A 21,832-nucleotide genomic window follows, 5' to 3' on the forward strand; every position below is an offset into this window, starting at 1 on the left:
AGCAGCCTTATTTAAGCTACTCTTGTAGAAAGTATAAAATGGGTTTTATCTTATTATATTTTTCTTTGTGTCTCCTCATACCAGTTGCAAAACTACTCTTACGTCCATGTAGTTTTTTTGGGTCTTTTTGACGTATCCTTCTTCATCTTTATCGAAGACAAAATGCTTATAAAACTGCTTAAAATGCAGGATTTCTATATTTACATCTTTTGTATCAACGCTATAGTCTCCACGTGCATAGTCTGTGGGAACATATCTACTGCTTTGATTTTTTCTAGGGCATAGCCTTCTTTTTGGAATCTTTTTATGTCTCGTGCTTGGGTTTGGGGGTTACATGAGATGTAGATTATTTGGGGGATTTTGGTTTTTGCTAGGGTTTTTATAATTTCCTTGTCGATTCCTGCCCTTGGTGGGTCTAGGGTTACAGCGTGGATTTGTTCTTTTTTTATAAATTTTTGGTCTATATATTTGGCGTTTTTGGCTATGAATTTGTAGTCTGTTAAATTGTTTATCCTAGCATTTTCTTTGGCATCTACTATGGCTGATTTGTTTATTTCTACTCCTACCAAGTGGTCTCCATTTATTGCAATCGAGCTTGTGCCTGATCCACAGAAGAGGTCTAGGAGCTTTTTGTCCTCTCCCAAGAATTCTTTTGCCAAGCCGTAAAGGTTTTGGATTTGGTAGTCGTTTACTTGGTAGAAGTCATCTCTTGATACTTTGAAGGTTTTGTCCTTGTAGGTAAAGAAGAGGTGGTCTTCTCCCAGTCTAAGTGTCTTATTTTTCCCTAGAATATTTATTTTGTAGGCTAGGTCCTTGGTTTTTAGGTAGTCGTAGACTTTATCTACCTCATCAGAGTAGAGGTTTAGGAGGATTTCCTTGCCATTTGACCTTATTGATATTTGACTAAGTATATGGCCCATGGCCTCGGTTATATCTCTACTTAGAGCTTGTATATTATCAAAGTTTGCTCTTATATGATCATTTGCAAGGAGGCAGTCTTTTATGTAGACTAGGTCATCAGAGCTTTTTTTCTTGTAGGCTAGGTCACCATTATCTCCTACTTTTAAACGAATTTTGTTTCTATAGCCAAAGTCTTTGGATTTTATTATTTTTATATTATCAAGGTCTATGCCTGCTGTTTTGTTAAGTGCGTTTTTTATTAGGTTTTGCTTTAGTTTTATTTGCCTATCGTAAGATATATCCATTATAGAACAACCTCCACATTCATAGTAGTATGGACATGGAGGTTCTCTATAGTCTTTTGATTTTTGTAGGGTCTTGGTCTTTTTGGCTAGGGTAAAGTTTTTCTTTTCTTCAAGGAGTTCTATGTTACAGATTTCTCCGTAACTTCCCCCTTCTATAAAGTATACTTTGCCATCTTTTTTGCCAACACCCCTACCATCTTGTAGGATATCTATGATTTCTATGTTTTCTAGTATCATTAGATAACTTTTGTATCTCCCTTGTATATTACTCCACCTATGGAATCTACTGTTATGGTATCTCCGTCTTCTACCATGTTTAGGATATTAACGGCTCCCACTACTGCAGGAATTCCAAAGTGAACTGCTGCTACTGCTGTATGGCTTGTTAGGCCTCCAGTTTCTGTTACTATAGCACTGGCTTTTTCAATAAATTCTGTAAGGTCTGAGTCTGTAAATTTGGCTACTATTATATCGCCATCTTCGAACTTATCCTTTAGTTCTTTTTTGGTTGAACCTATTACCACCTTACCCGATACTGATTTCGAACCAATACCTGTACCATTTGTCAATATATCGCCTATAACATGAACTTTGATTAGATTAGAAGTACCTGATACTCCTAGAGGAATACCTGCTGTTACTACTGTAAGGTCTCCTTCTTTTACATAATCTTCAGCTAAAGCCCCTACTATGGCACGCTCTATTAGTTCATCTGTTTCTTTTGCCTTTTGGATTACAATAGGATTAACACCCCATACTATGGATAGGCTTCTTGCGACTCTATCAGTTGTGGTTGCTGCTACTATATTAGTTTTTGGTTTGAATTTTGATATTATTCTTGATGTGTTACCAGATGATGTGCAAGAGATTATTGCCTTAGCCTTTAGTTCTTCTGCTATATACTTTGTAGATCTTGCTATTGAGTTGGTTACATTGTTAGATGATTCGATGTGAAGTCCGTATACATTTTTGTAGAAGTCATCTGAGAACTCTGTTGTAATACAAATATTTCTCATAGTTTTTACTGCCTCTACTGGGTATTTACCATTTGCAGTTTCTCCAGAAAGCATAACACAGTCGGTCCCATCGATTATAGCATTAGCTACATCTGTTGTCTCTGCCCTAGTTGGTCTAGGATTTCTAATCATAGAGTCAAGCATTTGGGTTGCTGTTATAACTGGTTTTGCAGCTGCATTACATTTTCTTATAATTTCTTTTTGAACTAGGGGTATAAGCTCGGTTTTGATCTCTACTCCAAGATCTCCCCTAGCTACCATAATTCCATCACTTGCTTCTATGATTTCATCTAGGTTATCTACACCTTCTTGTGATTCGATTTTTGAAATGATTTTAATGTGTTCTCCACCATGATCTTCCAAGACTTTTCTAATGTCGTAGACATCTTCTTTTTTCCTTACAAAGCTTGCTGCTATGAGGTCGATGTCATTTTCTATACCAAATTTAATGTCATCAACATCCTTTGGTGTCAATGATGGTAGGTTGGTCTTTGATCCTGGTAGGTTTACTCCCTTGTGGTTTGATAGGATTCCGTTGTTTAGTACCTTACAAACAACTTCTGTGCCATCTTTTATTTCTGTAACTTCTAGTTGAACTAGGCCATCATCTATGTAAATAGCAGATCCTACTTCAACATCGTTTGGTAGTCCCTCATAGGATACTGAAACAATGTTTTGGTCGCCCTCTACATTTCTTGTTGTAAGTGTAAAGACATCACCAGGTTTTAAGTAAACTTCATCCACCTTGAAGTTACCTGTTCTAATCTCTGGACCCTTGGTATCTAGCATTATCGCAACAGGTTGATTTAGTTTTCTTCTAATTCTTCTAATATTTTTAATCTTTGCGAGGTGTTCCTCATGGCTACCATGGGAGAAGTTTAACCTAGCAACATTCATTCCATTGTTAATTAATTCTTCAAGAATTTCCCCGTCTTCACTGGCAGGTCCTATTGTACAAACAATCTTAGTCTTTTTTAAAACTTCAGGCTTCATAATATCTCCTATCTTGATAATGAATTGGCAACTTCGTAAAGTTTCTCATTAAATTCAGATTTCTTGCTTGTTGCATCCTCAATACTTACTTCGATTATTTCACCATTAACATAACCTAGAGCTATATCTGTCTTCTCTTCATATAATAACTCAACTGCTCTGGCTCCCATAGTTGTTCCAAGTAGTCTATCCACTCCTGATGGTGATCCACCTCTTTGAACATGACCTAGGATAGTAACCTTTGTTTCAATTCCTGTCTTCTCTTCCAATTCTCTAGCAAGGGAATATGGATCTCCAACTCCTTCAGCTAGGGTAATTAGGTGGTGAAGCTTACCCCTCTTCTTACCATTTTCCATCTTTTCGATAATTTCATCAATGGAGAAAGTATGCTCAGGGACTATGATAGATTCTGCTCCACCGGCAAGTCCTGAGTAAAGGGCGAGGTCTCCGCAATTTCTACCCATTACTTCAATTACAACAGCCCTACCATGGGAAGATGAAGTATCTCTAAGCTTTCCTATTGCATCAATTACAGTCTCTATTGCTGTAAAAAATCCTATAGTAAAGTCTGTATAGCCCATATCATTGTCTATTGTACCTGGGATAGCCACTGTCCTAATGCCTAGTTCTGATAAGGCCTTGGCTCCCTTAAAGGATCCATCTCCCCCGATAACTATAAGTCCTTCTATTCCATAATCTTCTAGGATTTGAGCTCCTCTTTTTTGACCTTCTGGTGTTTTAAATTCACTACTTCTCGCAGTACCGAGTATAGTACCACCCTTGTGGATAATATCTGCTACAGATGATACATTCATCTCATAGATATCACCTTGCATTAGGCCATCATAACCATTTCTAATTCCCTTAACACGAAGGCCCTTATTTAGGGCAGTTCTCACTGCAGCCCTAATGGCTGAATTCATGCCGGGAGCATCTCCTCCGCTTGTTAGTATTCCTATTGTCTTCATAAAATTCCTCACTTAATCTTAACATTATCTTTTCCTAAAAAACCTTCTAAGCTTCTAATATTTTCTTCCTTGAGATCTACCCAGAGCTTCTTGTCGAGCCTATAATTTTTGCCCTTATCAGAAAAATAAACTACGACTGGACTATCTCCCTTCATAGAAGTTAAAAGTTTCCTAAGTTCATTATACCTTATGTACTCAGTTTTTAAGTACAAAGTTTTAATATTAATCTTTTCTACATCAATAAACTCATTAGCTAATAATTTTACATCAGATTCGTCAACTTGCAAGATCCCCTTTACGATAACAGGATTATCCTCATCTAAGAGTAGCCTATAGTTCTTGTAGACCTCAGGGAATATCACTATTTCAAGGCTTCCTGTCATATCCTCAAGCTTAGCAAAGGCCATCAGTTCTCTTTTCTTGGTCATTATTTCACTTTTTTCTGTGATAACTCCAGCCATAGTTACAAATTTCCTATCAAGTCTAGCTCTCTCTAGGTCTGTCATCTCTTCCTTGTCGGAAGTCTTGTAGGTAACTATGGAATCAAGGGAGTCAGATATTCCTGATAGAGGATGGTCGGATATATAAAAGCCCAAGACCTCTTTTTCCATGGCAAGTTTGGTTTTCTTGGGGTATTCATTGATATCTGGTAATTTTATATCTTCGATAGGTTGAGTCTTATCTTCACTTCCAAAGGCATCAAGGAGGTTCATCTGGCCCTTAACATTTATTTTCCTATTTTCAATTACCGAGTCAATGGCCTTTGAGAAAACTGCCATAAGGGATGACCTCTTATAGGAAATGGAATCGAAGGCTCCTGCCTTTATTAGGGCTTCTATTCCCTTTTTATTAAGGGTCCTTTGGTCTACCTGGTCTACTCTTTGGAGGAAGTCCTTAAAGTTAAGAAAGTCTCCCCCATCATCCCTAGCTTTTTCTATGGCATAAATCAAATTGGTACCAACTGACTTAATGGCTGATAGACCAAAGATAATTTTGCCCTTCTCTACAGAGAATTCTCGCTTGGACTTATTAACATCAGCTGGCAAGATCTCTATACCCATTGCCTTGGTTTCACTTACGTAGGTGTATAGCTTGGAAGGATTATCCATAACAGAGCTTATTAAATTCGCCATATATTCTTCTGGATAATTATATTTGAGGTAGGCAGTTTGAACTGCAACTAGACTGTAGGCTGCAGAATGGGACTTGTTGAAAGCGTACTTGGCAAAGGAAATCATTTCATCATAAATTAGGTTGGCATTTTTTTCACTTATCCCATTTCTCACGCAACCAGCTATCTCAATTTCGCCATTAGCATCAACCTTTCCATGGATGAAGATATCCCTATTTTCTTCCATAACGTTCATCTTTTTCTTGGACATGGCTCTTCTCAAGTTATCAGCTTCTCCCAAGGAATAGCCAGCAAGTTTTTGTACTATTTGCATTACCTGTTCTTGGTAGACTATGATACCGTAGGTTACATCAAGTATTGGCCTTAGGCTCTCATCAATGTATTCAACATGGCCGGGATTATTTTTATTTTCGATATATTTAGGAATTTCATCCATAGGACCTGGCCTAAATAGACTATTTGCCGCTATTAGGTCATCAAATACAGTAGGTTTAAGGTTCTTGAGGAAGTTTCTCATCCCAGCTGATTCAAATTGGAAGATTCCTATTGTATTGGCCCTGGTAAATAGACTCATTACGTCTTTATCATTTACATCAATATTGTCAATATCTACGTCTATACCTCGATTTTTCTTGACATCCTTAATAGTGTCCTTGATTATAGTAAGGTTTCTAAGGCCCAAAAAGTCCATCTTAAGTAGGCCCAGCTCTTCAATCTCTGTCATATCATATTGGGTAACGACTAGGTCATTTGATATAGCGAGGGGAATAATATCTGTTAGCTTTTCTTTTGAAATTACAACTCCAGCAGCGTGGATTGATGTATGCCTAGGAAGGCCTTCCACCTTTCTAGCTGTTTCGATTAATCTTTTGGCTTCCCTGTCATTATCATATATTTCCTTAAACTTAGGTGAAGCTTCAAAGGCCTTGTCTATGGTCATCCCTATAGTTGTCGGAATTAATTTGGCAATCCTATCGACCTTGCCGTAGGAGATATTGTAGACCCTACCCACATCTCTGATGGCATTTCTGGCCTGCATTCTACCAAAGGTTACAATTTGAGAAACATGGTCCCTACCATAGAGGTCATTTACATATTCTACTACCTTATCCCTCAAGATATAATCAAAGTCTATATCAATATCCGGCATAGATACCCTCTCAGGATTCAAAAATCTTTCAAAGAGTAGGTTGTATTTGAGGGGATCAATCTTTGTTATATCTAGGGCATAGGAGACAATGGACCCTGCAGCAGATCCCCTACCTGGCCCAACTGCTATATCATGGCTCTTGGCATAGGTGACGAAGTCCCAGACTATTAGGAAGTAGTCTACATAGCCCATAGAAGCTATGACATCAATCTCTTTTTTGGCCCTCTCTATAATCTTTGAATTAAGGCTTCCATATTTCTTAATTAGTCCTTCCTTCACAAGTTTTTTTAGGTAGTCTAAGTTGCTATAGCCATCTTCAACCTTGGTAAAGTAGGGCAAATGTGGCTCATGGAAGGTAAACTCAACATTGCACATATCGGCGATTTTTCGACTATTAGCTAGTGCATCATCATAGTCAGCAAATAAATCTGCCATTTCATGAGGACTTTTGAGGTAGAATTCATTAGATGGCATCCTCATCCTATCCTTATCCTCAAGGAGTTTGCCTGTTTGGATGCATTGGAGGACGTCTTGGTAGAGGGCATCCTCCTTTTCTACATAGTGGACATCATTAGTAGCTACCAAGGGAATACCAAGGCTCCTATGGAGGTAGTCAACTCCCTTATTTACCTTCTCTTGCTCTCTTAGTCCATGGTTTTGGATTTCCAAGTAGTAGTTACCTTGACCAAAGGCCTCTTGATATCTAAGGGCAGTATCCTTTGCCCCCTCCATATCATCTTCCAGGATCCTTTGGTTTACTTCACCATTGAGGCAGGCTGAAAGGGCAACTAGGTTTGCTGCATGGTCCTTTATGTAGTCGAAGCAAACCCTAGGCTTGTAATAAAATCCATTAACATATGCTTCTGATACGATTTTTATTAGATTTTTGTAGCCTCCTATGTTTTTTGCAAGCAAAATTAGGTGGTAGTACCTTTTGTTGGTAGGATTTTTGATTGTGTGGTCCTTTTCACTTACATAGATCTCGCAGCCAATAATTGGCTTAATGCCACGCTTAGTTGCCTGCTTATAAAATTCTATAACCCCATACATCTGCCCATGGTCAGTTATGGCGATAGAATCCATGCCAAGTTCCTTGCACTTGTCTAGGAGGACATCTATCCTAGAAAAACCATCTAAGAGGGAATATTCTGTATGGACGTGTAAGTGGGTAAATTTATTTTCCATCATAACCTTCTTCTGCCAACTTAATAAACTTTTGTAGCCTATAATTTATCTTTGCCTTAGTCATAGGAGGATCCATAAGATTACCAAGCTCTTCTAGGGAAATATAGGGATTTTCTATCCTGAGCCTTGCAATCTCTTTCATTTCATCATTAAAGTCATCAAGACCTCCCACTCCTATTAGATAATTTATAGCGTCTACCTGCCTTAGTGATGCCTTGACAGTCCTGTCTATATTTGCCTTGTCAAAATTTGTTTGCCTGTTGATATTATTCCTTATGGACTTCATAGCCTTTACATTCTCTAATTCAAAAAGAGACTTATTAGCCCCTATCAAGGCCAAAAAATCCGAGATTTTGTCACTATCTTTTAGGTAAACTATATAATAATCAGACCTAGTATAAACTTTTGGTTTTAATTCAAAGGTCTCCATAGACTCCTTGATTAGTCTAAGTTCCCTATCATCCCTTGCTATTACCTCCAGATTGTAGCCTCTTTGAGGGTCATTTATTGAACCCTTGTATATGAAGGCGATTTTTAGAAAAGATTTTATATCATCCAAGTCAACTTCTTCAATATTTGTGAAATTATCTATAAAGCCATTTTCCTTCTTAGCAATTAAATCTTCTGAAATATGGCTATCTTCGACAATCACCTTAAAGTCTCTTCTGCTTTTTTTATCCAAAATCTCAAAGGTTGGAGAATAGTTATATAAAATTTTGACAAGGTTATATATATACCTTGCCTTAATATTACTATCAGTTTCAAATTTTATATAGTAGGACCATCTCTTTATCCTAATTGAACCTACAAAGTGAAGGCTTGAGACTAGCTCCCCTTCTACCGATATAGGATCTTTTTTCATAACTTCCTTCTTACATCTTTGTGAAAAAGACATACCTGCTCCTAATTTATCATCATATCCCTAAGTTTATCAATTGTTTTGACATCTACCTTTGCATAGTCTAGGTATTCATAGAAGCCTCCATATTTTCTAATGATATATTCATAGGCTTCTCTCATATTGTAGGGATCTGTTATCCTAAAGACTGACCAGTCTTCGCTTTTCTCATATCTTTCTATATAACCTAGGTAGGCTGAAGATATTTCATAGTCAGCTATTATATCAGACTTTGAAACATCAGCTATACCCATAAGAATCATGGAAATCATTCCAGTCCTATCCTTACCCTCTTGGCAGTGAAATAAAATGCTTCCTTCAGCCCCTGCCATAATTTCCATAATTTCTCTAACACCCTTGTAATTATCAATAAGGTTCCTATAGGATGCCCCTACTGATAGCTTTCTTGAGATAATCATATCAATCTCTTCTTGTCTAAACTCCCTATCGCCTGCTAGGGATACATTGTGATAGTCAAAATTGTCAGTGATTTTCTTATGGCTTTCTAGACTCTTATCAATTTCGCCTTCTCTTCTTAGGTCTATTACCGTTGTAATACCAAGATCTATTAAATATTTTATATCGCAATCTTTGGAATCATCAAGACTTGCACTTCTTATAAATTTGCCCCAATTTGTAACATTTCCATAAATAGTAGGAACTCCCCCTAAGTCTCTGACATTTTTTATGTTTTCAACTGGGTATCTTTTTAAGTATTTCATGACCATCTATCCTTTTCTCTATGTTTCTTAACTAATATGTAATCATCATCTTTCATCTTTTCATAAAGGCTCTCTACCATATAAACTGACCTATGTTGACCACCAGTACAACCTATGCCTATAGTGAGCATATCCTTGCCTGAATTAATATAGTCAGGAATCAAACCTGTTATAAGGCAATATATAGTATCCATAAAGGTGTGGGACTTATCAAATGAATCTAAATATTCCTTTAGACTCTTATCTGTTCCATTTAAGTGTTTAAATTCTTCTATATAGTAGGGATTAGGAAGAAATCTTGTATCGAAGACAAAATCAAAATTATCTGATAAGCCGTATTTGTAGCCAAATGAGACTAGATTTATAATCATCATGTCCTTTTTGCCAGAAAAATCTGCCAATATTTTCTTTAGGTCAGCTGACTTAAAATCAGAAGTGTCAATTACTTTATCAGCCATGGCTTCTATGGGAATAAATAGGTCCTTTTCTCTCTCTATTCCTTCCTCTACATTTCCAAAGGATCCCAAGGGATGAGGCCTTCTAAGTTCGTTATACCTTTTTAGAATGACCTCATCATTTGAGTATAAATAAATAATCTCAGTTTCTGTATTTATCTCTTTTACAGCCTCAAGAGACTTATATAATTCGTCTGAATTAAGAGTAGACCTAAAATCAATTACAACTGCCATTTGCTCGATTGGGTTTGCCTGGTTGGTATTTAGCTCAATAAATTTTTCTATGAGGTAGGCTGGGACATTATCCATGGCATAGTAGCCCATATCCTCATAGGCCCTAAGGGCAGTTGTCTTGCCTGAGCCACTTAGGCCGGTAATAATTTTAAGTTTCATTATAAATCTCCAATTAACTTAACTTCTCTCTCTAGGGTAAAACCTGTCTTTTCCTTAACTATGGCCTTGACTTCATTTATAAAGTCTAGCATCTCCCTACAGGTTGCATTACCAGCATTTATCAAGAAGCCACAGTGCTTTTCACTAACTTGGCAATCTCCTACCCTATAGCCCCTTAGACCACATTCATCAATCAACTTTGATGCATAAGAGCCTTCTGGTCTCTTGAAGGTTGAACCAGCGGACTTCTTATCTAGGGGTTGCTTGGATTCTCGTCTGTGGGTGAAGTCCTCATATTTAGCCTTAATTTCTTCAGGATCACCTTCTCTTAACTCAAAAGTAGCCGATGATACTATCAGGTCTTCTTCAAAAATTCTTGAGTGTCTGTAAGAAAAATGCATATCTTCATTATTAAACTCATGTACATTTCCTTCAATATCTATGGCCCTCACACTTACTAAAATATCCTTAATCTCTCCACCATAGGCTCCTGCATTCATAGCGACCCCTCCTCCAATGGATCCAGGGATTCCTGATATTTCTTCCATGCCTGTAAGGGACTCTTTGATAGATGCAAGAGCTGCATCCTTTAGGGCTGTTCCTGATAAAGCTCTCAGGCTCTTGCCTTCGATCTTAATATCAGAATAATTATCAGCCAAAACAACTACAGCTCCCCTTATTCCCTTATCAGAGATTAAGAGGTTTGAGCCTCGTCCTATAATTGTCGTAGGGATATTATTCTCTGAATTTATTTTTAAGACTTCAATAAGTTCTTCTTCTGTGGTTGGTTTTATCAAAACATCTGCCTTGCCACCTATGCCAAAGCTTGTATAGTCTTTTAAATAGGCGTCATAAGATATATCTTTTAAGCCAGAATTTGCGTAAATATTTTTATAATCCATATCTGCTCCTATTTTTTTTCCTAATATAACTATACTCGAACTTCCATCCAATAACTATTGTCTAAAAATAGCCCTTTAAGAAAAAATTTGTAATTTGGTGGAAACTTTGGTAAAATAATAAAGATAAATGATGAGGAGGTGGAAATATGGCAAGAACATGTGATATCTGCGGCAAGGGAACAAAATCAGGCAAAAATGTTACATTCTCTCACAGACAAATTAACAGAAAATTTAAGGCTAACGTTCATAAAATCAAAGCTGTAGTTGACGGAAGTCCTAAAACAATCAACGTTTGTACTAAATGCTTAAAAAGCGGTAAAGTAGAAAAAGCTTAATAAAAAATATTTTATAGAAACTGCCGACTAATCGGCAGTTATTTTTTACCTTTCTTTAATTTACTTAGAGATTAGTAACCATAGTAATTTATAAATACAAGCTGCTCTTGTAAAATGTAGATCAATATATAGTGATAATTTCTTATTTATAAAGGAGACCTAGGTATGAATAGAAAAGTTGAATATATCTTATTGAAAGTAATTTTAATTATAATAGCCTTGTGGATATTTTTAATCCAAGTCAAGTCTTTGCAGGATATGGATATGACCTAGCTATTGATGGAATAGTTGTATGTAGGGGCTTAGCTCTTACTTCTGCCTTATATATTGCTTCAACTTTGATAGATAATATCGCTAAAAATTAAAATTTAATGATAAACTATCAGCTAAGCCAAATACAAAAAACCTTCCTAGCAAAGTCGCCGGGAAGGTCTTTAAATTATTTATTTTTTCTGTTTTTTCTTTTAGCAGCGTCATTTTTCTTTTTTCTTATAACGCTTGGTTTTTCGTAGTGTTCTCTTCTTCTGTATTCAGAAAGTACACCGGATCTTGCGCATTGTCTTTTGAATCTTTTGATTGCACTATCGATTGATTCGTTTTCTCCAACTTTAATCTCTGTCATCTCTATCCCCCCTCTCGTATTCGCACACTTCTCTTATCAGCCTGGTGGCCACTTAAAGCCTCTGCCACCTAATACATGAAAATGCAAATGGGGAACAGATTGGCCTGCTTTTTCTCCAACGTTAGATACTACTCTATAACCTTCTTCTGAAAGTCCCTTGTCTTCTGCTAGTTTTTTAATTACCTTAAAAATCTTACCAACAAGGTCATAGTCGCTACCGTCAAGCTCGGCTATACTTTGTATGTGCTTTTTTGGTATTACAAGAAAATGGATAGGTGCTTGTGGATCTAAATCATTAAATGCAATAACATCTTCGTCTTCGTAGATTATATCTGATGGTATATCTTTGTTTATAATCTTACAAAATACACAATCCATACTTCACCCCCATTGCTATATATAATACCACAAAATACATCTTTGGTAAAGGAAAAATTTTAAAAACTAAACAAGTTTTCCTATTAATTCTTCCCCTAGTGTATCAATTATTCTTACATCTCTTATTTCATTACTTAAAACTTGATCTTGGGTATTAACCCTAAGGTAGTTAGTAGAATAGCCTGACTTATAGCCTTCCAGGTCTGATTTTCCCTCAAATAAAACTGATAGGGTCTTTCCAACTTGCTTATCTAAGAAGTCTTTTTTGTTGGCTTCCTCTATTTGCTCTAGGTCCTTTAGCCTTTGCTTTTTGACATTACCATCTACTTGACCAGTCATCTTGCTCGCCCTGGTGCCTTCTCTTTTTGAATATTTAAAGAGGTGGGTCTTAGAAAACTTGATGTCCTTAACAAATTCTACAGTTTCCCTATGGTCTTCATCAGTTTCTGTAGGAAAGCCTACTATAATATCTGTAGTTATTCCTGCATTTGGGAATACTTCTCTTATTAGGTCGACTTTTTCCTTGTAGGTTGATGTGTCATATTTACGGTTCATGGCCTTTAGGACCTTATCTGAGCCTGATTGAAGGGATAGGTGGAAGTGGTCACAGGCCTTGCCTGTAGCCTTCATTCTCTCTAGAAAGTCCCTAGTAATATGCCTTGGCTCCATTGATGATAGTCTAATTCTTTCTATTCCATCAACCTTTGCTACTTCTTCTATAACATTGATTAGTGATAGGTCCTCATCCATAAAGTCAAGTCCATAGGATGCTACATGGATACCAGTAAGGACTATTTCCTTAAAGCCATTTTGGGCAAGTCTCTTTGATTCTTCTATAATGGATGCCATATCCCTGCTAACTACATTGCCCCTAGCATAGGGAATTAGGCAGTAGGAGCAATACATATTGCAGCCATCTTGGATTTTCATATAGGCCCTAGTCATTTCTGATTGGTTTGATATTTGAAGGTCCTCTATTTCCTTGCTATCGCTAACTTCTACGAACTTGTCTATATGGTCTTTGTTAGCTAGCATCTCCTCACAAAGCTCTACTACTTCTTCCTTATTTCTTGACCCTAGGACTATATCTACTCCTTCTATCTCGGATACTTCTTCTGGTTTTACCTGGCTATAGCAGCCCATAACAGCGATTATTGCATCAGGGTTATTTTTCCTTGCCCTTGATATCATCTGCCTTGACTTCCTATCGGACATATTGGTTACAGTACAGGTATTTATTACATAAATATCTGCACCGTCTTGCTCTTTGGTAAAGCCCCTATCCTTGAATATTTCTTCGACTGCTTCGCTCTCATACTGGTTTACCTTGCAGCCTAGGGTTATTATGTTAAATGTTTTACTCATTAATCAAAAAAGTCCTTTACTTTATCAAAGAAAGATTTCTCTTCCTTTACTTTTTTTCCACTTACTTTTGCATAAGCCTCAAGGGCTTCTTTTTCTTCCTTGGTTAACTTGGTTGGAGTAAGGATTTTGACATAAAAGTCCAGATTTCCCTTTCTCTTATTCCTACCATCCTCTATACCCTCTCCCTTTAGGGTAAACTTAGTACCTGTTTGGGTACCCTTTGGTATATCGAACTTTACAGTTTCCTTTAGGGTTGGGACCTCTATTTCGCCACCTAGGGCAGCAGTTGTAAAGGAGATAGGCATTTCATAATAAATATCTAGGCCATTTCTCTTAAAGATTTCATGGTCAGCTACATTTAATACTAGGTATAAGTCTCCATAAGGGCCTCCATTTTCTCCAACGTGTCCCTTACCACTTACCCTAATTACGTTGTTATTCTCAACTCCTGATGGGACGGTTACTTCTATTGTTTCGTTCTTAAATTCCTTGCCAGATCCATGACAGTTCTCGCAAGGCTCTTCTATAATTTCTCCACTACCCCCACACTTATCGCAAGTTACAGTCCTTGACATAGTACCAAAGGCTGTATGGGATACTTCATTGATTACCCCACTACCATTACACTTATCACAGGTGTGGACCTTGGATGGATCTTCTGATCCCTTGCCCTCGCAGACATGACATTCTACTTCTCTTCTAACTTGGACTTCTTTTTTGGTGCCAAAGGCTGCCTCATGGAAAGATATTTTAATTATCTTTTGGATGTCATCTCCCTTAATAGGTCTTTTTGCCCTACGGGTTGATTGAGATGAGAATCCTGTTCCGAAGATATCTCCAAAGATATCTCCAAAGATATCTCCAAAACCTCCACTAAAGTCATGGCTAAAGCCACCTCCACCATTGGTAAAGGCAGCCTCCCGATACCTATCATATTGGTTTCTTTTCTTATCATCAGAGAGAATTTCGTAGGCTAAAGATGCCTCCTCAAATTTTTCGCTAGCTTTTTCATCATCAGGATTTAGGTCTGGATGGTATTTTTTGGCTAATTTTCTATATTGTTTTTTTATTTCATCTTTTGATGCTGATTTACTTACACCAAGGACTTCATAAGGATCTCTCATTTTTCCTCCCTACCATTAAAAGAGGCTATTCCTCTTCGAAATAGCCCCCTAATTTTTTAAAAATTATACTCTTTTATCTAAATACTTTCAATTGCTAATATCTTATTCTTCATCATCATCGATTACTTCATAGTCAGCATCGACTACATCATCATCGTTGTTGGCTGATTGATCTTGAGCACCTTGGCTAGCTTGATACATTTTTTCGCTCATTGAGTAGATCTTTTGAGTTACTTCATCTGTTAGAGCTTTAATTTTTTCTATATCATCCGTCTTGGTAGCTTCTTCAAGTTCGTTGATTTTTGCTTCGATCTCGTCTTTTTCAGCTCCTTCAAGCTTAGCATCTTCTATAGTCTTTCTTGCTTGATAAATTAGGTTCTCAGCGTTATTTTTAGCGTCTATGCCTTCTTTTTTCTTCTTATCTTCTTCAGCATATTTTTCTGCTTCTTTTACCTTTTTATCAATTTCATCTTCGCTTAGGTTAGATGATGATGTTATTGTAATTTTTTGTTCTTTTCCACTACCTTGGTCTTTGGCAGTTACATTTACAATACCGTTGGCATCTATATCAAAGGTAACTTCGATTTGTGGTACTCCACGTCTTGCTGCAGGGATTCCTGTTAATTGGAACCTACCTAGGGTAGTGTTATCTGCTGCCATCTCACGTTCACCTTGGACAACGTGGATATCTACTTCTGTTTGTCCATCTGCTGCTGTTGTGAAGACTTGGGATTTCTTTGTTGGTATTGTTGTATTTCTTTCGATTAGTTTTGTAGCAACTCCACCTAGGGTTTCAATTCCTAGTGATAATGGTGTTACATCTAGTAATAATAGGTCTTTTACATCTCCTGATAGCACACCACCTTGGATAGCTGCACCTAGGGCAACTGATTCATCTGGGTTGATGTCCTTTTGTGGGTCCTTGCTAATGATGTTTTTAACCATTTGTTGAACTGCTGGGATTCTTGTAGATCCACCTACTAATAGGACTTTTTCTATATCACTTGCGGCAAGTCCTGCATCTCTTAGGGCATCTTCTACTGGTTTTCTTGTTTCTTCTACTAGGTGTTTGGTTAGTTCATCAAATTTTGCCCTTGAGATACTTTCTTCCATGTGGACAGGTTGACCGTCTACTGCTGTTATAAATGGAAGAGATACGCTTGTTGTTAGAGTTGATGATAACTCTTTCTTAGCCTTTTCAGCTGCATCCTTTAGTCTTTGCATAGCTGTAAGGTCTTTAGTTAAGTCTACACCATTTGATTTTTTGAATTCGTCAGCTAGGTATTTTACGATTTCGTTATCGAAGTCATCTCCACCTAGTTTGTTATTTCCTCTTGTAGCGAGTACCTCAAATACTCCGTCTCCTACTTCTAGTATTGATACGTCGAAGGTACCACCACCAAGGTCGTATACCATAATTTTAGCTTGGTCAGTTTCTTTATCCATACCATAAGCAAGGGCTGCTGCAGTTGGCTCGTTTATGATTCTATCAACCTTAAGTCCTGCTATTTGTCCAGCGTCCTTGGTTGCTTGTCTTTGAGCATCTGTAAAGTAAGCAGGTACTGTAATTACTGCGTTAGTTACCTTGTCATTTAGGTAGCTTTCAGCATCTGATTTTAGTTTTTGAAGAATCATTGCTGATATTTCTTCAGGTGTATATGTTTTGCCATCTATTTCAGCAGTTTTCCAATCAGTACCCATTTCTCTTTTTACTGATGTGATTGTTCTATCTGGGTTTGTGATTGCTTGTCTCTTTGCAGTTTCACCAACAAGTCTTTCTCCGTCTTTTGAGAAGGCTACTATTGATGGTGTAGTTCTGTTTCCTTCACTGTTAGGAATTATAGTTGCGCTACCACCTTCCATAACAGCTACTGCAGAGTTTGTTGTTCCTAAGTCAATTCCTATTATTTTTGCCATATATTATCTTCCTCCTATTTTGCTACCTTGACCATAGCTGGTCTAAGTACTCTTCCATTTAGTGTATAACCCTTTTGGAAGGTTTCTATTATATAATTACTTTCCACAGTGTCGCTTTCCTCAGCTAGGACAGCTTGGTGGAAATTGTGATCAAATTCAACTCCGTCTGATTCAATCTCCTCTAGTCCTTCGTTTTGTAAAATCTTAATCAGTTCGTCACGAGTCATCATTACTCCTTTAACGAAAGGATCTTCGCTATCAGCCTTATCTAGGGCCCTATCGAGATTATCCAAAACAGAAAGTAATTTTTCTATTAGGGAACTTGAAGCAAACTTCTTAAAGTCTTCCTTTTGACTTTCTTCCCTTTTTTTGTAGTTAGTAAAGTCTGCTAAAAGTCTTTGATACCTATCCTTATAGTCGTTCTCTGTATCTTCCTTCTTCTCTTCCTTAAGATCTTCACTTGCCTCATCTTCTTCATCGACAAGCTCAGCTTCTATAAAGTCTTCTTCATTTTCCTCTGGTTCTTCTATATTTTCATCCTTTTTGATATCATCAGCCAAATCATTCACCTTCCTTTATTCGCTTAATAAATCAGAAATCAGTTTAATGTTTCCTATAACCTCCCTGTAATTAATCCTTGTTAGACCAACTACTCCAATCTTGCCAACTGTGTATTTATCAATGGCAAAGTAGGAAGTTATAATAGTATTCTCTTTAAATTGATCGAGAGGATTTTCCTCTCCTATAGTGATGACTAGGCTCTTATCTTCTAAATCATCTGATAGCAAATCCCTTATCATTTCCTTGCTATCAAAAAGTTTAATAAATTCTTTAGCCTTTGTTAAATCATCAAACTCTTTAAAATTGAAAATATTACCAATTCCTTCGATTTTGACATTTCTATTTAACTCATCTTTAGAATTATTTTTAATTCTCACGAAAAGCTTATCTAAAAATACATATAAGTTATTGTTAATACTAGATTTTACCTTATCTATTTTCTCAGATAAGTCAGCTACATCTTCTCCTATTAAGTTCTTCTTGATAAAGATATTTAACCTAGAGAGTATGTCATCATCAATGGGACTTTCAAGCCCTATAGTTTCATTCATAATATCAGAATTGTCAAAGACTACTATAAGTAAGACCCTATAATCGCTTATCTTCATAAGTTCGATATTTAGGATTTTTTTGACATCCTTCTTCAATGTAACTGATACCGCAGTTAGATTAGTAATCGCTGCCAAAATTTTTGTCGCAGTCTCAACGATATCACTAGTATTGTGACTTTCCTTGCCAAGCATCTTCCTGATGCTATCAACTTTAGCTTCAGTTTCTGCTACAATCATTTCGTTCTCCAAAAGATAATTTACAAAATACCTGTAACCCTTATCTGATGGGAGTCTACCTGATGATGTATGAGCTTTCTTAAGTAAGCCACTTTTTTCAAGGCTACTCATATCATTTCTAATTGTAGCAGGCGATACGTCAAAGGAGTAATCACTAGCTAAGCTCTTGGAACCTACTGGATCTCCTTCTAAAATATATGAGTTTATGATAGAAAAAAGTATTTGTAATCTTCTATCTTTCAAAGCTCCTCACCTCTTCTTAGCACTCTTTAATTATGACTGCTAATTATAATATACTTAGTTTAATAACCATGTCAAGTAGATTTTTACCCAAGGGGTAAATCTTAGATAATCTCAACAAAAAATTCATTGGATAGGCTCATCCCCTTTTCAGTAAAGGCAAAGTTATCTCCTATCTTAAAATATCCATATGGGTTAAACTTAGCAATCTCTTCCTTGTATTTTTCCAAGAAGTCCTCCCCAAACTTCTTCTTAAATACTTCCAAGGAGAAACCCTCGCTCTCACGAAGCTTAAAGATAATATATTCCTTTTCTCTCTCATCCTTACTAATAAATTCCCTAGTAGCTATTGGTAGACAATTTTTTCTTATAGCTTGATCATATTTTATAAAGTTTTTGGTATTAGTATATCTAATATTTGACAAAAATCCTGAAGCTCCAAGGCCCACACCTAGGTAGCCCTCATTGTCCCAATATTTTTTGTTATGAATGGACTCGTGGCCTAGCTTCGCAAAGTTTGATATCTCATAACGATTAAGACCCATTTTCTGAAGTTCCCCTATTATATAGGAGAAAACATCTACTTCTAGGTCATCATCCATAAGGTCAAGTCTTCCTTCCTTATCTAGGGCATAGAAACGAGAGCCCTTATCAAGGATTAGGGAATACCAGGATATATGGTCAGGATCTAGCTTTTTTACCATGGCCAGGTCGTTTTTTATAGAATCAAGGTCTTGACCTGGGAGGTTTAGCATAAGGTCAAAAGATAAGTCAAAGTCATATTTTTTTATCATATCTATGTCCCTAAGGGCTATATTCTTCCTGTGGTTTCTCCCTATATTTTCCAAAACCTTATCATCAAAGCTCTGCACACCTAGAGAAATCCTCGTTACTCCAAGGTCCTCATATATTTTTAATTTATCCTCATCGAGACTATTTGGATTGGCCTCAATTGTAAATTCACGAGGGGCATAGTCAAATTTTTGTATCTTTCTTACGATTTTTTCTATATATTCTGGATCGATATAGGTCGGAGTCCCCCCTCCTATATAGAGACTATCAATTGATAGGTCGAGCCTTTCCTTATAAAAGCTAATCTCTTTGATTAAATTATCAACATAAGAGTCTATATACTTATCAAGTCCCATAAAGGCCGTAAAATCACAATAATAGCACTTCTTTTCACAAAAAGGGATGTGGACGTAGCAGCCAACTTTCTCCATACTAGTCCCCAAAATTATTTTCTACTAATATAAATGAAGCATCCCTTAAAACTTTGAGGTCAATCTTAGATTTTTTGTCAATTTGTATAAGGTCAGATCCTATATAAAGTTTTGTATCGTAGGAAATAAGACCTGATATAACAAATATAAGGGCATTGGAGAAGTTTAATAGGTAGGAAAATTTTTCTCCTTCCTTAAGATCATAGCGGTTTATGATTTGCTTTTTATGAGCGAGCTCATCTTTTCTAGATTTTTCCTTCTCTTTATCTAATAAATATTGGTCAAAGTCTTCCTTACTTAGGATATTTTCGTGGACAACCTCACTAGTCCCCATATGAGTTTTAATTAAACGGGAGGAATAATACTTAAAACCAAGCTTCATTTGGATTTTTTTGGACTTAAAATTCCCCCTAAAATGGCCTGCCACTACATAATCAAGACCTATATCCTTAAATAAAAATTCTAATACCCTCTCCAAGGCTTCTTTCATGAGTCCCTTTTTCTGATAGGCTGACCCTATTATAAAGCCAATTTCTACAGCCTTTTTTCCAGCAAGATTTGTAAAAAATTTCTCATCATAAGGATGAAGGCCAATAGATCCTACAACTTTTCCTTCATAAACTAGGGCAAAGATATTGGAATCTTTTATAAAGCTATCTAAAACTTTTCGAGAATCCTCTATACTCTCATGGTGAAACCAACCTGCTGACTCTCCAAGGCCTGGCTCTTTAGCATAGGCATATAAGTCTTCTAAGTCACCTTCTTCAAAGACCCTAAGAGTAAGTCTGTCTGTCTTTAATTTTATATCTTTAATATTTATCTTATCCATAATTTCCTTCCAAAAAAGCCGGCTATACTGGCTTATAGGACTTGGTGGTTCTTGGCTGCTATAAACATTACCTTTTTCTTCTTATCAGTCATATCTATCATAATATCATCGTCACTTAGTCCTAACTCTCTTAATTTAACAATAGTATCGAGCAAAAATTCATTTGATCCAACTAAATAAACTATACAATTAGGAAGAATTATTTCATTTAAGGAATCGAAGAATTCCTTGCGGCCAGCAAACCAATCTTGAGTAAAGTCGTGATCTTCAATACTAGCTAACTTATCTTCAAATACCCTCTTTCCTTCACGAGCTATGGTGTAAGATTTAGCTTGAGGAATATTTCCCTTATCAATTAAATATGTCCTAATAAGGGGAAGCATAGTTGTAAGTCCTACTCCCATTGAAAGAAGGACGATAGGTCGTTCTTCATATCTTAGACCCATATGTGATTCTATGTTTGATACATGTAAGTCATCTCCAATATTTTTACTTAGAAGGTCTTTCTTAAATTCTGACTTTCTTATAGAAAATTTTGTTGTAAAGCTTATATAATCATCACTAGATAAACTATTTATTGAAAAATCATGGGTCAAAGACTTCCCTTCCCTAGGAATCTCTAACCTAAAGCTTGCTCCTTCTCTAAAGTCAACCCCATCTGGCTTTTCTAGCTTAAAGCTTTTGACATTAGGGATTTCATCTATTATATCTAATATTTTAACCTTATATTTATTTGTATCTGTCATAATATCCTCCATTGATAATAAATATCATTATATCTTGACTATACTAAAATTTTACAAAATAAAAAGCAGCAAGTACCCCTGCCACTTATCTAGATCTTATATTTACTTATCCATCTTCCTTGATCCTGGTTTTTCGACTGGGATTTTGGCTAAGTCTTCTGGGATATCATCAGGATCCCAAGTTTGTATGTCAAGGGATATTGCTGATACTACTGGAATGCCATTTATTTCATCCTTGCCTGATCTATTTACAATAGATGTAAGGGCTATAACTTCTGCTCCTGCTTCTTCTACTATTTTAACAGATTCAAAGGATGATTTACCTGTGGTTATAACATCTTCCACTATAATTACCTTTGATCCTTCTTCTATTTCAAAGCCACGTCTTAGGCTCATTACATTATCAACTCTTTCTGTGAAGATTGCTGGAGTACCAAGAGCTCTGGCTACTTCATAGGAAATAATTACTCCTCCCATGGCAGGTCCTAGGCATAGGTCAGGTAGAAGATTCTTTTCTTTTAATTTGCCAGCAATTATTTGTGCTACTTCTTCACAATATTCCGGATGCTCGATTAATTTGGCACATTGGATGTACCTGTTTGAATGTTTACCAGAAGATAACAAAAAGTGACCTTCTAGTAGGGCGTCTGATTTTTTAAGTAATTCTACTGTTTTATCCATTATT

At 36.5% G+C, this 21,832-nt stretch carries 21 protein-coding genes; 2 read left to right on the top strand and 19 right to left on the bottom strand.

The features are described 5' to 3' along the window. Nucleotides 1-200: 200 nt before the first annotated feature. Genes MUN42_RS02040 through murB form a run of 8 tightly spaced genes read right to left on the bottom strand, consistent with a single transcriptional unit; the run spans nucleotide 201 to nucleotide 11,019 of the window. Nucleotides 201-1,442, bottom strand: a complete 1,242-nt coding sequence (locus MUN42_RS02040; protein ID WP_243342598.1) for a class I SAM-dependent RNA methyltransferase — start codon at nucleotides 1,440-1,442, stop codon at nucleotides 201-203. Beyond that, on the bottom strand, nucleotides 1,442-3,214 hold the full coding sequence (pyk, locus tag MUN42_RS02045; protein ID WP_243342599.1) for a pyruvate kinase: 1,773 nt from the start codon (nucleotides 3,212-3,214) through the stop codon (nucleotides 1,442-1,444). The genes MUN42_RS02040 and pyk overlap by 1 nt, the downstream gene beginning before the upstream one ends. An 8-nt stretch (nucleotides 3,215-3,222) precedes the next feature. Then, nucleotides 3,223-4,182 carry a 6-phosphofructokinase gene (gene pfkA / locus MUN42_RS02050; RefSeq protein ID WP_243342600.1) on the bottom strand — a complete coding sequence of 320 codons (960 nt, stop codon included), beginning with the start codon at nucleotides 4,180-4,182 and terminating at the stop codon, nucleotides 3,223-3,225. A gap of 8 nt (nucleotides 4,183-4,190) precedes the next feature. Beyond that, nucleotides 4,191-7,649 (bottom strand): DNA polymerase III subunit alpha, encoded by a 3,459-nt coding sequence (locus tag MUN42_RS02055; protein ID WP_243342601.1) that lies wholly within the window; start codon nucleotides 7,647-7,649, stop codon nucleotides 4,191-4,193. Next, on the bottom strand, nucleotides 7,639-8,544 hold the full coding sequence (gene whiA / locus MUN42_RS02060; protein ID WP_243342603.1) for a DNA-binding protein WhiA: 906 nt from the start codon (nucleotides 8,542-8,544) through the stop codon (nucleotides 7,639-7,641). The genes MUN42_RS02055 and whiA overlap by 11 nt, the downstream gene beginning before the upstream one ends. Nucleotides 8,545-8,552: 8 nt before the next feature. Then, nucleotides 8,553-9,269 (bottom strand): tyrosine-protein phosphatase, encoded by a 717-nt coding sequence (locus MUN42_RS02065; RefSeq protein WP_347708749.1) that lies wholly within the window; start codon nucleotides 9,267-9,269, stop codon nucleotides 8,553-8,555. After that, nucleotides 9,266-10,117 (bottom strand): RNase adapter RapZ, encoded by an 852-nt coding sequence (rapZ, locus tag MUN42_RS02070; RefSeq protein WP_243342606.1) that lies wholly within the window; start codon nucleotides 10,115-10,117, stop codon nucleotides 9,266-9,268. The genes MUN42_RS02065 and rapZ overlap by 4 nt, the downstream gene beginning before the upstream one ends. Continuing rightward, nucleotides 10,117-11,019, bottom strand: coding sequence for a UDP-N-acetylmuramate dehydrogenase (murB, locus tag MUN42_RS02075; RefSeq protein ID WP_243342608.1), 903 nt, complete (start codon nucleotides 11,017-11,019; stop codon nucleotides 10,117-10,119). The genes rapZ and murB overlap by 1 nt, the downstream gene beginning before the upstream one ends. Before the next feature lie 146 nt (nucleotides 11,020-11,165). Between murB and rpmB the strand changes: the two genes are divergently transcribed. Further along, the gene (gene rpmB, locus MUN42_RS02080; RefSeq protein WP_243342609.1) at nucleotides 11,166-11,354 is read left to right on the top strand and encodes a 50S ribosomal protein L28; all 189 of its coding nucleotides are present in this window, start codon (nucleotides 11,166-11,168) and stop codon (nucleotides 11,352-11,354) included. Between the two features lie 221 nt (nucleotides 11,355-11,575). Then, entirely contained in the window at nucleotides 11,576-11,719 is a 144-nt protein-coding gene (locus tag MUN42_RS02085; RefSeq protein WP_243342612.1) for a hypothetical protein, read from the top strand. A gap of 74 nt (nucleotides 11,720-11,793) precedes the next feature. Here MUN42_RS02085 and rpsU read toward each other — a convergent pair whose 3' ends face one another. The 11 genes from rpsU to pyrE form a co-directional block, all read right to left on the bottom strand. Then, entirely contained in the window at nucleotides 11,794-11,976 is a 183-nt protein-coding gene (rpsU, locus tag MUN42_RS02090) for a 30S ribosomal protein S21 (protein WP_243342614.1), read from the bottom strand. A 36-nt stretch (nucleotides 11,977-12,012) separates the two neighbouring features. Next, nucleotides 12,013-12,354, bottom strand: a complete 342-nt coding sequence (locus MUN42_RS02095) for a histidine triad nucleotide-binding protein (protein ID WP_243342615.1) — start codon at nucleotides 12,352-12,354, stop codon at nucleotides 12,013-12,015. A gap of 66 nt (nucleotides 12,355-12,420) precedes the next feature. After that, nucleotides 12,421-13,719 carry a tRNA (N(6)-L-threonylcarbamoyladenosine(37)-C(2))-methylthiotransferase MtaB gene (gene mtaB, locus MUN42_RS02100; protein ID WP_243342616.1) on the bottom strand — a complete coding sequence of 433 codons (1,299 nt, stop codon included), beginning with the start codon at nucleotides 13,717-13,719 and terminating at the stop codon, nucleotides 12,421-12,423. After that, nucleotides 13,719-14,843 (bottom strand): molecular chaperone DnaJ, encoded by a 1,125-nt coding sequence (dnaJ, locus tag MUN42_RS02105; RefSeq protein ID WP_243342617.1) that lies wholly within the window; start codon nucleotides 14,841-14,843, stop codon nucleotides 13,719-13,721. Before dnaJ ends, mtaB begins: the two co-directional genes overlap by 1 nt. A 102-nt stretch (nucleotides 14,844-14,945) precedes the next feature. Next, nucleotides 14,946-16,760, bottom strand: a complete 1,815-nt coding sequence (dnaK, locus tag MUN42_RS02110) for a molecular chaperone DnaK (RefSeq protein WP_243342618.1) — start codon at nucleotides 16,758-16,760, stop codon at nucleotides 14,946-14,948. 14 nt (nucleotides 16,761-16,774) lie between these two features. After that, nucleotides 16,775-17,320 (bottom strand): nucleotide exchange factor GrpE, encoded by a 546-nt coding sequence (gene grpE, locus MUN42_RS02115; RefSeq protein ID WP_243342619.1) that lies wholly within the window; start codon nucleotides 17,318-17,320, stop codon nucleotides 16,775-16,777. 15 nt (nucleotides 17,321-17,335) lie between these two features. Then, a complete protein-coding gene (gene hrcA / locus MUN42_RS02120; RefSeq protein WP_243342620.1) occupies nucleotides 17,336-18,352 on the bottom strand; it encodes a heat-inducible transcriptional repressor HrcA in 1,017 nt (338 codons plus the stop codon). A gap of 101 nt (nucleotides 18,353-18,453) precedes the next feature. Continuing rightward, nucleotides 18,454-19,572: a radical SAM family heme chaperone HemW gene (hemW, locus tag MUN42_RS02125; RefSeq protein WP_243342621.1), complete on the bottom strand. Its 1,119-nt coding sequence runs from the start codon at nucleotides 19,570-19,572 to the stop codon at nucleotides 18,454-18,456. 1 nt (nucleotide 19,573) lies between these two features. Continuing rightward, entirely contained in the window at nucleotides 19,574-20,401 is an 828-nt protein-coding gene (locus tag MUN42_RS02130; protein WP_243342622.1) for a GNAT family N-acetyltransferase, read from the bottom strand. 32 nt (nucleotides 20,402-20,433) lie between these two features. Further along, complete coding sequence (locus MUN42_RS02135; protein WP_243342623.1) at nucleotides 20,434-21,147, bottom strand: hypothetical protein; 714 nt, start codon at nucleotides 21,145-21,147, stop codon at nucleotides 20,434-20,436. 102 nt (nucleotides 21,148-21,249) lie between these two features. After that, nucleotides 21,250-21,828: an orotate phosphoribosyltransferase gene (gene pyrE, locus MUN42_RS02140; protein ID WP_243342626.1), complete on the bottom strand. Its 579-nt coding sequence runs from the start codon at nucleotides 21,826-21,828 to the stop codon at nucleotides 21,250-21,252. Nucleotides 21,829-21,832: the final 4 nt, after the last annotated feature.

Origin of the sequence: Anaerococcus sp. AGMB09787 (assembly GCF_022808955.1) — a bacterium.
GTDB lineage: Bacteria > Bacillota > Clostridia > Tissierellales > Peptoniphilaceae > Anaerococcus.

Coding starts and splice junctions, on each gene's coding strand:
- MUN42_RS02040 (WP_243342598.1), bottom strand. CDS start 1,442: ATGATACTAGAAAACATAGAAATCATAGATATCCTACAAGATGGTAGG.
- pyk (WP_243342599.1), bottom strand. CDS start 3,214: ATGAAGCCTGAAGTTTTAAAAAAGACTAAGATTGTTTGTACAATAGGA.
- pfkA (WP_243342600.1), bottom strand. CDS start 4,182: ATGAAGACAATAGGAATACTAACAAGCGGAGGAGATGCTCCCGGCATG.
- MUN42_RS02055 (WP_243342601.1), bottom strand. CDS start 7,649: ATGGAAAATAAATTTACCCACTTACACGTCCATACAGAATATTCCCTC.
- whiA (WP_243342603.1), bottom strand. CDS start 8,544: ATGTCTTTTTCACAAAGATGTAAGAAGGAAGTTATGAAAAAAGATCCT.
- MUN42_RS02065 (WP_347708749.1), bottom strand. CDS start 9,269: ATGAAATACTTAAAAAGATACCCAGTTGAAAACATAAAAAATGTCAGA.
- rapZ (WP_243342606.1), bottom strand. CDS start 10,117: ATGAAACTTAAAATTATTACCGGCCTAAGTGGCTCAGGCAAGACAACT.
- murB (WP_243342608.1), bottom strand. CDS start 11,019: ATGGATTATAAAAATATTTACGCAAATTCTGGCTTAAAAGATATATCT.
- rpmB (WP_243342609.1), top strand. CDS start 11,166: ATGGCAAGAACATGTGATATCTGCGGCAAGGGAACAAAATCAGGCAAA.
- rpsU (WP_243342614.1), bottom strand. CDS start 11,976: ATGACAGAGATTAAAGTTGGAGAAAACGAATCAATCGATAGTGCAATC.
- MUN42_RS02095 (WP_243342615.1), bottom strand. CDS start 12,354: ATGGATTGTGTATTTTGTAAGATTATAAACAAAGATATACCATCAGAT.
- mtaB (WP_243342616.1), bottom strand. CDS start 13,719: ATGAGTAAAACATTTAACATAATAACCCTAGGCTGCAAGGTAAACCAG.
- dnaJ (WP_243342617.1), bottom strand. CDS start 14,843: ATGAGAGATCCTTATGAAGTCCTTGGTGTAAGTAAATCAGCATCAAAA.
- dnaK (WP_243342618.1), bottom strand. CDS start 16,760: ATGGCAAAAATAATAGGAATTGACTTAGGAACAACAAACTCTGCAGTA.
- hemW (WP_243342621.1), bottom strand. CDS start 19,572: ATGGAGAAAGTTGGCTGCTACGTCCACATCCCTTTTTGTGAAAAGAAG.
- MUN42_RS02130 (WP_243342622.1), bottom strand. CDS start 20,401: ATGGATAAGATAAATATTAAAGATATAAAATTAAAGACAGACAGACTT.
- MUN42_RS02135 (WP_243342623.1), bottom strand. CDS start 21,147: ATGACAGATACAAATAAATATAAGGTTAAAATATTAGATATAATAGAT.
- pyrE (WP_243342626.1), bottom strand. CDS start 21,828: ATGGATAAAACAGTAGAATTACTTAAAAAATCAGACGCCCTACTAGAA.